Source organism: Nocardiopsis coralli, assembly GCF_014892575.1.
Taxonomy (GTDB): domain Bacteria; phylum Actinomycetota; class Actinomycetes; order Streptosporangiales; family Streptosporangiaceae; genus Nocardiopsis; species Nocardiopsis coralli.
Map to the genome: position 1 here is coordinate 1 of NZ_JADBGI010000015.1, position 12,692 is coordinate 12,692.

General features: G+C 72.7%; 9 protein-coding genes. 6 read left to right on the forward strand and 3 right to left on the reverse strand.

Annotation, left to right across the window (positions count from 1 at the left end; all coding sequences use genetic code 11):
- Both IDM40_RS17205 and IDM40_RS17210 read left to right on the forward strand, forming a co-directional pair.
- Positions 1–346, forward strand: a 346-nt coding sequence (locus tag IDM40_RS17205) for an HNH endonuclease signature motif containing protein (protein ID WP_193123034.1), incomplete at its 5' end; no start/stop codon positions are given.
- 1,317 nt (positions 347–1,663) lie between these two features.
- Complete coding sequence (locus IDM40_RS17210) at positions 1,664–3,922, forward strand: hypothetical protein (RefSeq protein ID WP_193123035.1); 2,259 nt, start codon at positions 1,664–1,666, stop codon at positions 3,920–3,922.
- Here the strand turns inward: IDM40_RS17210 and IDM40_RS17215 are convergent.
- Positions 3,887–5,302 carry a PQQ-binding-like beta-propeller repeat protein gene (locus tag IDM40_RS17215; RefSeq protein ID WP_193123036.1) on the reverse strand — a complete coding sequence of 472 codons (1,416 nt, stop codon included), beginning with the start codon at positions 5,300–5,302 and terminating at the stop codon, positions 3,887–3,889. The genes IDM40_RS17210 and IDM40_RS17215 overlap by 36 nt on opposite strands.
- A gap of 78 nt (positions 5,303–5,380) precedes the next feature.
- Here IDM40_RS17215 and IDM40_RS17220 point away from each other — a divergent pair, with 78 nt between their 5' ends.
- The 3 genes from IDM40_RS17220 to IDM40_RS17230 all read left to right on the forward strand — a co-directional run bounded on the left by IDM40_RS17220 (position 5,381) and on the right by IDM40_RS17230 (position 9,076).
- The gene (locus IDM40_RS17220; protein ID WP_193123037.1) at positions 5,381–7,009 is read left to right on the forward strand and encodes a sensor histidine kinase; all 1,629 of its coding nucleotides are present in this window, start codon (positions 5,381–5,383) and stop codon (positions 7,007–7,009) included.
- A gap of 18 nt (positions 7,010–7,027) precedes the next feature.
- Positions 7,028–7,708 carry a response regulator gene (locus IDM40_RS17225; protein ID WP_193123038.1) on the forward strand — a complete coding sequence of 227 codons (681 nt, stop codon included), beginning with the start codon at positions 7,028–7,030 and terminating at the stop codon, positions 7,706–7,708.
- Between the two features lie 93 nt (positions 7,709–7,801).
- Complete coding sequence (locus tag IDM40_RS17230) at positions 7,802–9,076, forward strand: alpha/beta hydrolase family protein (RefSeq protein ID WP_193123039.1); 1,275 nt, start codon at positions 7,802–7,804, stop codon at positions 9,074–9,076.
- Positions 9,077–9,116: 40 nt separating this feature from the next.
- Here IDM40_RS17230 and IDM40_RS17235 read toward each other — a convergent pair whose 3' ends face one another.
- Positions 9,117–9,938 carry an ABC transporter permease gene (locus IDM40_RS17235; protein ID WP_193123040.1) on the reverse strand — a complete coding sequence of 274 codons (822 nt, stop codon included), beginning with the start codon at positions 9,936–9,938 and terminating at the stop codon, positions 9,117–9,119.
- Positions 9,935–10,873, reverse strand: coding sequence for an ATP-binding cassette domain-containing protein (locus tag IDM40_RS17240; RefSeq protein WP_193123041.1), 939 nt, complete (start codon positions 10,871–10,873; stop codon positions 9,935–9,937). The genes IDM40_RS17235 and IDM40_RS17240 overlap by 4 nt, the downstream gene beginning before the upstream one ends.
- A gap of 273 nt (positions 10,874–11,146) precedes the next feature.
- On the opposite strand from IDM40_RS17240, the gene IDM40_RS17245 reads away from it, so the two are divergent.
- Positions 11,147–12,676 carry a long-chain-fatty-acid--CoA ligase gene (locus IDM40_RS17245; protein ID WP_193123042.1) on the forward strand — a complete coding sequence of 510 codons (1,530 nt, stop codon included), beginning with the start codon at positions 11,147–11,149 and terminating at the stop codon, positions 12,674–12,676.
- Positions 12,677–12,692 lie beyond the last annotated feature (16 nt).

Sequence of the window (12,692 nt, forward strand, 5' to 3'; positions counted from 1 at the left end):
CCTGCCCCTGGACCTGGGCCGCGCCCACCGCCTGGCGCCGGGCTACCTGCGCACTGCCGCTTTTGCCGGGCACACCACCTGCGCCTGGTCCGGTGGGTGCGATGTGCCGGTCTCGCAGTGCGAGGCCGACCACATCACCGAGTTCTCCCACGGCGGCGAAACCAAGGCCACCAACCTCCAGCCCCTGTGCTCCACGCACAACCGCGCCAAGTACCGCCGCTCGAACAACAACCACACCGGCGGTCCCGAAGACGCCAACGACGGCTCGGGTGCCGAAGGCACCGACACCACCGGCACCACCGACACCGGCGCCACCGACACCGGCACCGGCACCGGCACCGGCTAGACCGGCAGGCCTCTTCCACAGGCCGCCCACCCCAGGCCCGATCCCCCTGCCGAGCCCCGCTCTGGCCGTCAGAGAATCTCCAGGCCCGGCTCCAGCGGTGCACGCCGGGACGGCCACTGCCGCAACCGGCACCGCCGAGGCCCACCGCCCACCGCCCACCACGCACCGGGCACCAGGTGCCGGGCACCGCTTCCGGAGCATCTCCATCGAAGGCCCAACACATACCCACCCACGGCGGCGGCCCGCACTCTGTCCCCACCGGACCCGATCGCACGTGAGCCTGCTCCTGGCCCGAGCGGCCGCTCCCAGCGGTTGACAGTGCTCTTTCGAGCACCTGAAAACGTTGTCAGTGCCTAATTGAGCACTACCAACGACACAGAGCCGGATACCTGCCCCACCGGGCACACCAGCGCCACCAGTAACCAGGGGTGGACCGCCCAGAACAGGTCCGCCCGGGCCCGCCCGCACACGTGCCACCCCCGAGACTCAATGCCCTGCCGGGAGCGCGCGGGGCCCGGGAGGCCACCCGCACACGTGCCACCCCCGACACTCAATGCCCTGCCGGGAGCGCGCGGGGCCCAGGAGGCCACCCGCACACGTGCCACCCCTGAGACTCAATGCTCGGCCGGGAGTGCACGGGGCGGCTTGTGCTTCCGCAGGAGCGAGCCACCATGCCCACGCCGGAAGCGTTGGTCGCAATGAAACACCCAAGGGGGGATAGCAGTGACCACCGTTCTCTTGGCTGCGGGCGGGGGCCTCGGGGGTGAAAGGGGTTCGTCGAGGTGGGTCGGGTCAGCCCGGCGAACAGGGCCGGAACGCACACCCCCAGGCGCCCCGACCAACCACGCACAACGCCGCCACCATCACCACTCAGAGAAAGGGCCGGGGGTGGCGCCGAAGTGGGTTGCGGGAAGGCCCGGCCGGGCTACGATCCCGACCCCGACGAACCACCACCCTCGAGGCAACACCACAGAACACCCCAAACCCGTCACCTACTCACGGGCCGGACACCACGGCCCGGACACCACACCCTCCCCCGCCTCGAATCGCGTCCGGATACAGCCGTTGCCCACACCCACCGCCCCACCCGTCGCCATCGGCTCAACCGTGTGCAGAAAGGAACCGACAGCGCGTCTGGAAAGTATCGGCCCCTGTTGGCGGAGGCCGACGGTGCGCACCTCGGCGGCGAGATCCAGCCGCTGGGACCACCGGTGCGAGTTCGGCAGAGACCCACTCCACCCAGCCGATCCCGACCGCGCTCGAATGCGGGCAGACCAGTAGTCTTCGGCGCGCATCCCCCGACACGGAAGGACCACGGTGAACGAGCCCGGCCAGGACCCGGCCCCCGAAGAACCCGCCGGGCCCACGCACGGCCTCGACACCCACGAAAAATGGTGGGGACTGATCGGGGCTCTCCTGCGCACCTACCCCCGGGCCCTGGTCCCGATCATGGTGGCCGCGTGCCTGCCCATGGTTCCCCTGACCCTGCTCGCCCTGCCCTGGGAGCTCTGGCTGGCGAGCGACTCGGTGGTCGTGAACGGGGCGCGCGAGTCCTTCGTCGACCCGATCACCCCGGGGACACTGGCGGGGGCGGGTGTGCTCCTGCTGCTGACCCTGGCAGTCAGCCCAGTCGCGGCGGGTTCCGGGGTGCTGATCGCCGCCACTGCGCTGCTCGGCCGCCGGATCCGGGTGCGCGACGCATGGCGGCAGGCGCTGCGGCGGTACTGGACCGGCCTGACATGGGTGCTGGCTGCGGCCGTGCTGCTGGTGGCAGCGGCGGCCGCGGCGCTGTGGGCGCTGTCGGCCGAGTGGGAGCCAATGTTGGTGAGTGTCCTGCTCGTTCCCGTCCTGCTCGTGGTGTGGCCCCCGCTGATGGTCACGCTGCCCGTCGCCCTGGTCGAGGGCCACAACCCGTGGCGGGCGTTCGCGCGCGCATGGGTCCTGGGCCGTCAGCGGCGGCGCCTGCACCTGGGGATGGTCGTGGTCGGCTTCGGGCTGCTGTACATGTCCGGGACCGGCCTGGAGCACGCCCTCACCGAGTGGACCCCGTTGGTGGAGGGCGACCAAGCGATCTCGGCGGCGCAGGCGTTGCTGTCCCTGCCCATCACCCCGATGGTGCTGTTGCTGCTGAGCGCGCCGGTCGCCTTCCACGGCCGGTTCTTCCCTCCGGACGACCAGTCCGAAGTTCCCACCCCCGTCTACATGGACCTGGAACGGGTCGACGGGCACATCCCCGCCGCCCGGCCCGCGGGCGTGCGGCCGCGCGCGGTGACGGTGGTGGTCGTCGCGGCGGCGTTGATCGTTCCGCCCCTGGTGACCCCCGTCGTGGTCGCCGCCGACCCCTTCAGCTCACCGGAGCTCACCGGCGCTCCCCTCGACGCAAGCAGCCTGGACGGAGAACGGGTCGAGATGTGGGTGGAGGACGACCGCGCTGTGGTCTCCTTCAACGGTCGCCAGGCCAATCAACTGGTGTGCGATCCCCGCTGCGAGCTCGTCGAGGAAACCCCGGGCCACTTCGGTTTCGGGCCCCTGACCCAGGTGGGCGAGGCCTACGTATACCCCGAGTGGGTGGAAGTCCTGCACGAGGACGAGGAATACGAGAGCGCCCAGTACGCCCCGCACGAGGAATCCGGCCTCTACCTGCACGTGTGCGAAGAGCCCGGCGACTGCGAGCTCGGACCCCAGGTTCGCCCCTTCGCCGGCTCCCACCACGACGTCGACGCCGTGGCCGCACCCGTGGGCGGGGAACTGGTCGTGGTCTCCCACGTGAGGTCCTACGACTACGACGAGGAGGACATCGCCTTCGCGGAGGAGGGCGACACCGCTGGGCTGCGCGCGCACGTGTGCGCGGACACGGACTGCGAGGACCCGGTCGCCCTCGACCTGCCCGAGGACCTCTCGACCAACGCCTTCCTCGCCAACGGCCACCACCTCGACCTGGAACCGGTGGGCGAGGGTTTCCTCCTGCTGGTCACCGACGCCGCCTTCGGTGCCGTCCACGCACTCCACTGCCCCGACACCGCCTGCTCGGACATGGAGGTCACCGAGCTGGCCGCGGACACGTTCGACCACGAGTACGAGGACGAGCTCCGGACCCTGGTGGGTGCCCGGGCCATCGAGCGGTCGGACGGCACGTCGGCGGTCATGCTGCGCGAGGCCGGTGACGGATCGGTGCGGGTTCTGGACTGCCAGGACGCCGCGTGCACCGAGTACACGGAGGAGACTGTGACCGGCCCGGGTTGGGTGCGGCCGGTCCCCGGGTTCGACCTGGACTCTCAGGAGCGCCCCCAGCTGCTGACCCCCGACCTCGACGACGAGCGCATGCTCCTCGTGTCGTGCCTGGACCGCGGGTGCACCGAGGCCGTGGAGACCCCGCTCACAGGCTACGAGTTGGATCCGAGGCTCACCGGGCTCGCCCTGGACGACGGCGACCGGCCCCACATCGTGTGGGGCGACGGGGGGTCGCGGTTCAACGGCGGGTACCTCACCGAGGCCCAGTACCTGCGGTGCGAGGACGCCTGGTGCGGCGCCGAGGTCCGCCTAGATTCCCAGGTCGACGGCGAACAGGCGGGGTGAGGAGCAGGGATTGCCGTCAGCGGGCGCCGCGGCCTCCTCCGGCTCCAGCCCGTCGGGTGCGCACCCCGTGAAGAGGGAGACGGCCGCCCCGTCGTCGGTGGCGTAGTCGGTCACGTGTGCGATCCCGGACGCGTGGTCCACGGTGATCGGCTCGTGTCCGGGGACGTTGATCTCCGCGGCTGCCGTGAACGGGTCGTCGTTCTCCTCCCCGGTCGCCCCTTCCTCGTGCCAGGGCATCGACACGGTCGCCGCGAGTGCCGCGAGGCGGGCCTCCCCTCCGCCTGCCGCGCGCACGACCTCCCCGCCCTCCGGGTCGACCCACCAGTAGCCGTCGGCGTCCTCGACCAGCAGGAGGACACCCTCGTCCTCTTCGACGACCTCGCGGACGGTGCTGGGCTCGGGGTGTTCCCAGACCACGTCGCCGTCGCCGGTGTCCATGCCCGTGACGGGCCGGGTGCACGGGTCCTCGTCGTCCTTCGGGTCGCAGTTGGGCTGCAGGACGACCCGGTCCTCGCTGGTGGCGACGAGCCGGCCACCGCGCTGGTGCTCAGCGAGCTCGACCGGGTCGCCGACGTCCCCGTCGGCCAGGTCCACCTCGAACAGCAGGTCGGGGTCGTCCTCCTCGGCGTCACCCGATGCACTGACGTACAAGGTGTCCCCGACCACGCCCCTGTCGACCGTCCGCCCGGGCAGGTCGGCGCTCCACTCGGCTTCTCCGGTGGAGGCGTCCACGAGGTGGTACGGGTGCGGCGCCCCGTGTTCGCCGGGCGGCTGGTCGCCCTGGAGGACGAGGAGTCCCTCGCCGTACGTGTGCGCACTGGCGGCGTCGAACTCGCCCTCAGGGGGCTCGATCGCCTGCCACTCGAGCGCGCCCTCGGGGGTGGCCTCGGCCGTGTAGAAGAGCCCGTTCCAGTCCCGGGGTTCGATCGCGTGCAGCACGAGCCGGTCCCCTTCGAGGAAGAGCTCGTCGACGCTCTTGTTCTGTCCGGGGTCGGCCTGCTCGCCTGACCGCAAGACCTCGCCGGTCCCGGCGTCGAAGGCGGAGAACCGGTCGCGTTCGTGCAGGTGCACGGTGCCCTCGTGCACGACCGCGCGGGGCCGGGCGAAGGAGGTGACGACCGCATCCTGCACCGGCGTGAGCACGGCAGGGTCCTGATGGTGGGGGAGGTGCACGTGGTAATCGTCCTCCAACGGCACCGACCAGCGCACCGCGCCCGCTTCACCGCAGTCCCCCTCGTCCTCACAGTGCACGAGCTCGTCGGGGCTGATCGCGGTCGGGGCGTACTCGGGCCCCTCGGGTTCGTCCTCCAACAGGGAGCAGGAGCTCACGAGCAGCGTCAGGGCACAGGCAACGGCGGCGGGGGATGTTCCACGGGGCATGCGCGCATCGTAGCGACCGCTGCCCGGCCCTTCCCACGCGCCCCGGTCCCGTCGGCGGCGGCCCCGTAACCTGGGCCCATGGACGCACCGCGGCACCGTCGCCGGCGATGGGCGGCCCCCGCCGCCGACCTCCTCCTGTGGGCGGTCCTGGCCGGGGCCGCCGTGGCCGAGCTCTGGGACGACCCCGGCCGGGCTGCCGTGCCCGAGTCGGCGGTGGCGCTGGTGGTCTCCGCGGTCGCGGTCGCGCTCTCCCGCCGCGCCCCGGCCGCCGCGCTGGTCCTGGTCACCGCCTACGCCACCGCGCAGGCGGTCTCGACCGGGCTGGCGCTGTTCTCCACGACCTTCCCGATGGTGCCTCTGCTCTGGCAGGCGGTCATGGCGTTCCGGTACGGGTCGCGTTCGGATCGCCCCGGGCCGGTGGTGGCGTCGTCGGTGCTGGCGGCGGGCACCACGTTCGCGGCGAATCTCGGATCGGCGGTGTGGTCGGGCCTGGAGACCCGGGCGTTCCTGTCGTCCTTGGTGGACTGGTCCGGCGGGGCACTGGCGCTGGTGTTGGCGGTGGTGGCCCCGTGGTTGTTCGCCCGGTACAGGCGCCGGCGCCTGGAGCTCACCCGCGGGGGCTGGGAAGTAGCGGCGCGGATGGAACGCACCCGCGCGGCCGAGGCCGACCGTTCCCGGTTGCGCGAACGTGCACAGATCGCCTCGCGCATGCACGACTCCCTGGGCCACGACCTGTCGCTGATCGCGGTGCGTGCGGCGGCGTTGGAGATGGCCTCCGGCGACGACCCGGAACGCTCTGCCGCCGCCGCGGAGCTGCGGTCGGCGGCGCACGAGGCCAACCTGCGCCTGCGCGAGGTGATCGGGGTCCTGCGCGAGGACCCCGCTGAGGGCCCCGGGGAGAGCGTGGCGGCGCTGGTGGAGCAGGCCGCGGAGGCCGGTCTTGCGGTACGGCTCCTCCGTGAGGGCCCGGGGCCGGACCCGGACTCGTGGGCGGGCGGCACGGTCCACCGGGTGGTGCGGGAGGCGCTCACCAACGCGGCGAAGTACACGCCCGGTTCACAGGTGTCCGTGCACGTGGTGCGGGAGGAGGGCGCGGTGCGCGTGACCGTGTCCGACACCGGCCCGGGGGCGGCCCCTTCCCTGCCCGGCCGTACCGACGGGGAGGGAGGCCTGGCCGTGCTGCGTGCCTCGGTGGAGGAGGCCGGCGGACACCTGGAGGCCGGCCCGGAGCGGGAGGGGTTCGTGGTGCGGGCACGGATCCCGGGGACCGGCACACCCGCGGAGGCCGACGATCCCACGGCAACCGCCCACGCACCGCCGAGTTCGGAGACCGACCGGCTGCGCTCCCGGGCCGGCTCGCAGGCATGGCGGAGCCTGGTCACCGCCCTCGTGGTGCCGGTGGGGCTGGGCGCGCTCGTGCTCGGGCTGGCCTTCTCAACCCTGTCGTGGGTGAGCGCCAACTCGGTGCTGCCCCCGCAGGACTACGACCGGCTCTCGCTCGGCGACCCCGTCGACCGCGTCGAGGCCGTGCTGCCGCGCTTCGAGTACCCGGCGGGTTCGGTGGAGGACCCGCCCCCGGCACCGGAGGGATCCGACGAGTGCCGCTTCTACCTGGTCGAGAACGAGAGCGGGCTGCCCCCGGTGTACCGGCTGTGTTTCTCCGACGGGGTGCTCGCCGACAAGGAGGAGATCGAGCGCCGGCAGTGACCCCGTTAGTCTGGGCCGGTGGACGAGACCAACGGCGAGACGGCGATCCGGGTGCTGGTGGCCGACGACGAGGCCATGATGCGCGCCGGGATCCGGGCCATCCTCACGTCCGTGCCCGGGTTCGAGGTGGTGGGAGAGGCGGCCGACGGCCGGGAGGCCGTGGCCCTGGTCGCCGAACTGGCCCCGGACGTGGCGCTGATCGACGTGCAGATGCCAGGGACCGACGGGCTCGCCGCGACCGAGACCATCACCGCCGAGCACCCGGGGACCGCGGTGGTCGTGCTCACGACCTTCTCCGAGGACACCTACATCGCCCGGGCGCTGTCGGGCGGCGCGGCCGGTTTCGTGCTCAAGTCGGGCGACCCGCACCAGCTGGTCGCGGGCCTGCGCGCGGTGGTGGCCGGCGGTGCGTACCTGTCGCCGGAGGTGGCCCGGCGGGTGAGCCACGAGCTCGACGGCGGACGGCTGACACGCGCCGCGGCGGCCCGGGAGAAGGTGGAAACCCTGAGCGGGCGCGAGCGCGACGTGCTGGCGCTGCTCGGCGAGGGCTGTTCCAACGACCAGGTCGCCCGCAGGCTCCACATCGCACCCGGTACTGCCAAGGTGCACGTGCGCTCGATCCTGACCCGGTTGGACCTGGAGAACCGGGTACAGGCGGCCGTGCTGGCGTACGAGGCGGGGTTGGCCCACCGGTACTGACCCCGGTCCGCCCCTCGTCTACCCATTTGTGACGAGGCGGTCGCGGCCGCCCGGGCGATGTGCGCGGAGGTGCGGGCGTCGCACGATACGGGCATGGCCGACAAGAACACCTTCCGCGACCGCACCCGTGACCGCCGCCGGGCCCCGGCCCGCCTGTGCGCCCATTCCGCCGCCGCCCTGGTCCTGGCGGCCTCCTTCTGTGTCCCGGCCCTGCACTCGGCCGCCACGACCGGGGAGAGCGTGGCCCTGAGCCCGCCCGGGCCCACCGGACCGTACACCGTGGGGCGCTCCGACGTGCACCTGACCGACCCGTCCCGGGGCCACCCGTGGGTGGAGAGCGCCGAGGAGCGCGAGCTCATGGCGAGCCTGTGGTATCCGGCCGAAGCCGGGTCCGGGGCCGAGCCGGCGCCGTACCTGACGCCGGGCATGGCCGACGCGCTGGTCTCGGGCCTGTACGGATCGGGGGTCCCGCGCGGGGCGATCGACACGGAGGGGTCGACCGCCAACGCCCTGGCCGACGCGCCGGTGGCCGAGGGCGCCTCGGGCCTGCCCGTCCTGCTCTTCTCCCCCGGGTTCGGCGAATCGCGGTTCAACAGCACCGCCGACCCGGAGGAACTGGCCTCCCACGGGTACCTGGTCGTCGCCATGGACCACCCGTACGAGTCCACCGCGGTCGACATGCCCGACGGCCGGGTCCTGCGCCAGGCCTACCCGGAACGGGAGACCCCGACCTACCGGGAGGCGATCTCGGTGCGCACCCAGGACACCCTCTTCGTCCTCGACGCTCTGGAGGAGGGAACGCTCCTGCCGGGGCCGCTGGACGAGGCGGCCGACACGAGCACGGTGGGCATGTTCGGGCACTCGGCCGGCGGCCTGACCGCCGGCGAGATCATGGTGGACGACGAACGCATCGCCGCCGGGGTCAACCTGGACGGGAGCGTGGCCTACCACGTGGGCGACGAGGAGTGGGCGCGCTCGACCACACACGGGGTGGACCGCCCCTTCGCCTACATGGGCGCGGGGACCTCGGGGGCCGACCTGCCGCACCACAGCGGGCACCACGAGGACCTGCGGCTGTTCCGGGCGGCCTCGTCCGGCCCGTTCCACGAGGTGTTCATGGCCGAGGGCGAGCACCGTTCGTTCGCGGACGACCAGTGGGCGCTGCCGGCGTTGGAGGACGAGCACGGGCTGTCCGGGCGGTCGTGGGAGAACCGCAAGGGGGGCATCGGGCACGTGGACCCGGAGGGTTCGATCGCGGCCCAGCGTGCGTACCTGCGGGCCTTCTTCGACACCTACCTGCGCGGCGCCGACGACCCGCTGGTGCACGACCCCTCCGGTGAGCACCCGGAACTGGAGCCGGTCGAGTGAGCGTGGTGCGGGGCCGCTCCTCCGCCCCGCACCACGGGTCTCACACGTCGCGCAGCGCCAATTCGCACCGGGCGGCCAGCAGGGCCGCCACCGTCCATCCGACGACCACGGCGACGTTGACCGGGCCGTCGAAGGGTGCGCTGTAGAAGCCGACGTCGCCGGCTGCGTAGAACTCGATCCCCGCGAGCCCGGGGGTGAGGGCGGCGAGGTCGTCGACGAGATCGACACCGGACAGCTGCATCACCAGCGGGAGCCCGAGCAGCAGCAGGAACCCGGCCATGACGGTGCCGGCGGTCCCCCGCAGCACGGTGCCCACCCCCACGAACAGCGCGGCGAACAGCGCCATGCACAGCCCCGCGCCGAACACGGTGGCCAGGATCTCGCCGAGGGGGAAGGCCACGTGCCCGGACAGCAGGGCGGCCAGCACCCCGGTCCCGGTCAGCCCCGCAACGACCGACGCGGCCGCGGCCAGGGCGGCGGTGACCAGGGCTCGGGCGAGCAGGACCACGGAGCGGTCCGGGTTCCAGGCCAGGGTCGCCGCCGCGCTGCGGTGCGCGAACTCGCCGGTCGAGGCCAGTGCGGCCAGCACGAGCACGCTGAACTGGACCAGGTAGAAGTAGCCCTGCGAGGTGAGCTGGGCGAACTCCACGTCGCTGCTCGCGAGCGCGTCGTCGCGGGCGGCGCTGAGCTGGGTCCAGCCCATGAGCCCGGCGAAGAGCGCCATCCCGGCCACGGCGGCGGCCACGCACCACCAGGTGGAGCGCAGGGACGACAGACGGACCCATTCGGCCGCGATCTCCCGGCGCAGGGCGCGGTGGCGCGGCACCGGCGCAGCGGCCGTGTTCTCGGTGTGCGTGCTCATGCGTGCACCTCCTCGGGTGTACGAGCCTCGTGCTCGACGGAGTTCTCGGTCAGTTCCAGGTAGGCCTGCTCGAGCGAGGCGCGTTGCGACCACAGGCCGTGCACGGGGGTGCCGGCCTCGTGGGCGAGGTCGCCGACACGTTCCGGGGACAGTCCGAAGACACGCAGGGCACCGTCGCCGGACGTTTCCACGCGTACGCGCGCGTCCGTGCCCGCGGCCCGTTCCAGGCACTGCCGCAGCGGTCCGGGGCGGGGGCTGTGCACCACGACGTGGGCGTGCGACCAGGCGCCGATGAGCTCCTGCACGGGGGCGTCGGCGACCAGGCGGCCGCGCCCGACGACGAGCAGGTGGTCGGCGACCTGTTCGACCTCGCTCATGAGGTGGCTGGAGACGAGCACGGTGCGCCCCTGGTCGGCCAGGCGCCGGGTGAGTTCGCGCATCCAGCGCACGCCGTCGAGGTCGAGGCCGTTGACGGGTTCGTCGAAGAGCAGTACCCCGGGGTCGGCGAGCAGTGCGTCGGCCACGCCCAGCCGTTGCCGCATGCCGAGCGAGTACCCGCCCACGCGCCGTCCGGCGGCCGCGGTCAGGCCGACCTCGTCGAGGACCTCCTCCACGCGGATGCGGGGCAGGCCGCAGACGTGGGCCTTGGCTCGCAGGTGGGCGCGCCCGGTACGGCCGGGGTGGGCCGATCCGGCCTCCAGCAGGGCACCGACCTCGCGGGCGGGCCAGGCCAGCTCGCCGTAGCGGCGGCCGTCGACCAGGGCACGCCCGGAGGTGGGCCGGACCAGGTCGAGGAACATGCGCATGGTCGTGGTCTTGCCTGCGCCGTTGGGTCCGAGGAAGCCCGTCACGCGGCCGGGGGCGACGGTGAACGAGAGCCCGTCGACGGCGGTGCGCGGGCCGTGGCGTTTGGTGAGCCTGTCTGCGGTGAGCACGGCGTCCGTCCCTTCGTGGCCTTGCCGTTGGGTGACCAACGCTAGGGACGCGGCCCTCTCGGCCACATCGCCGTTCCGGCCGCTCTTGCCTACCCACTTGTGCGTAGGGCAGTGCGGGCCGTGTGGGGCCCGATGGACCCCTGGGACACAAGTGGGACTTCGTCATCACTTGTCACGAGTTTCCGGATGTGTCTAGACTCACTCAAAACCTAACAGTGTCAGGTTTCTGTGCCGACGCGCACCGAACACACGGTCCACACCCCCAGGAAGACGATGAGACTCTCCCTGACCACCCTTCTGTCGGAACCGGCCCACCGGTTCCCCGAACGCACCGCCCTGGTCTGCGGCGAGCGCCGGTACACCTACGCCCGGTTGTGGAACGAGGTCCTGGAACACGCGGGTGCCCTGCGCGGGCTCGGTGTCGGCGAGGGCGACCGGGTGGCGCTCGTGGCCGGCAACCACGTCGAGTTCGTGCGCTGTTACTACGCCGCGCTCGCCGTCGGCGCCACGGTCCTGCCCCTGGCGCCCATGCTCACCGCCGAGGAGGTCGCGCACCTGCTCGGCGACAGCGGGGCGCGGGTGCTACTGAGCCAGGAACGCTTCCTGGAGACCGCCCGCGCCGCCGGTGAGCAGGCCGGCGTGGCCGTCCACCCGATCGGCCCGGAGGAGGAGCCCGGCACCGTCGCCGCCCTCGCCCGCCGTGAACCGCCCCTGGACCGGCCGGTCTCACGCAGGCCCGAGGACCCGGCGGTGGTCCTCTACACCAGCGGCACCACGGGACGGCCCAAGGGCGCGGTGCTCACCCACCTGAACCTGGTCATGAGCGCCACCGTCAACGCCTTCGACAACCACCCCTTCACGCGCGAGGAGACCGTGCTGGGGTGCCTGCCGCTGTTCCACACCTTCGGGCAGACCGTCGCGCTCAACACGACCTTCCGGCTCGGCGGCACCCTCGTCCTGCACGACCGCTTCGACCCGCACGCCGCCATCGACCTCATGCGCGCCGAGGGGGTCACGGTCTTCCTGGGTGTGCCGACGATGTACAGCCGCCTGGCCGAGGCCGCGGCCGACAGCGGACCCGCGTCGCTGCCCTCGCCCAAGTTCTGCATCTCCGGCGGCTCGGCACTGCCGGTGGCCCTGCTCCACCGGTTCGAGGAGGCCTTCGGCACGGTGGTCTACGAGGGTTACGGGCTCTCGGAGACCTCACCGACCGCGGCCACGAACCAGCCCGAGTTCGGGGCGCGCGCCGGAACCGTCGGCCACGCCATCTGGGGCGTGGAGGTCGAGATCGCCGACCCCGCCGTCGAGGACACCGTGACCCTGCTCGGCACCGGAGACCGCGGCGAGATCGTGGTGCGCGGCCACAACGTCTTCGCCGGCTACCTCGACTCCCCCGAGGCCACCGCCGCGGCCCTGCAGGACGGCTGGTTCCGCACCGGCGACATCGGCATCAAGGACGAGTCCGGTTACGTCAGTGTCGTGGACCGCAAGAAGGACCTGGTGATCCGCGGCGGCTACAACGTCTACCCCCGCGAGGTCGAGGAGGTCCTGGCCCGGCGCCCCGACCTGGCCCAGGTCGCGGTGATCGGCCTGGCCGACGACGAGCTCGGCGAGGAGGTGTGCGCGGTCGTGGTTCCGGCCGCCGGCGCCGAGGTCGACGCCGACGAGCTCGTGTCCTGGTCGCGCACCCGCCTGGCCGCGCACAAGTACCCCCGCCGGGTGGAGGTCGTCGCCGACCTGCCGCTCGGCCCCAGCCACAAGGTGCTCAAACGCGAGCTGCGCGCCCGCCTGCAGCACCGGTGAGCCTTCGCTTCCGACC

Coding starts and splice junctions, on each gene's coding strand:
- IDM40_RS17245 (WP_193123042.1), top strand. CDS start 11,147: ATGAGACTCTCCCTGACCACCCTTCTGTCGGAACCGGCCCACCGGTTC.
- IDM40_RS17220 (WP_193123037.1), top strand. CDS start 5,381: ATGGACGCACCGCGGCACCGTCGCCGGCGATGGGCGGCCCCCGCCGCC.
- IDM40_RS17230 (WP_193123039.1), top strand. CDS start 7,802: ATGGCCGACAAGAACACCTTCCGCGACCGCACCCGTGACCGCCGCCGG.
- IDM40_RS17235 (WP_193123040.1), bottom strand. CDS start 9,938: ATGAGCACGCACACCGAGAACACGGCCGCTGCGCCGGTGCCGCGCCAC.
- IDM40_RS17215 (WP_193123036.1), bottom strand. CDS start 5,302: ATGCCCCGTGGAACATCCCCCGCCGCCGTTGCCTGTGCCCTGACGCTG.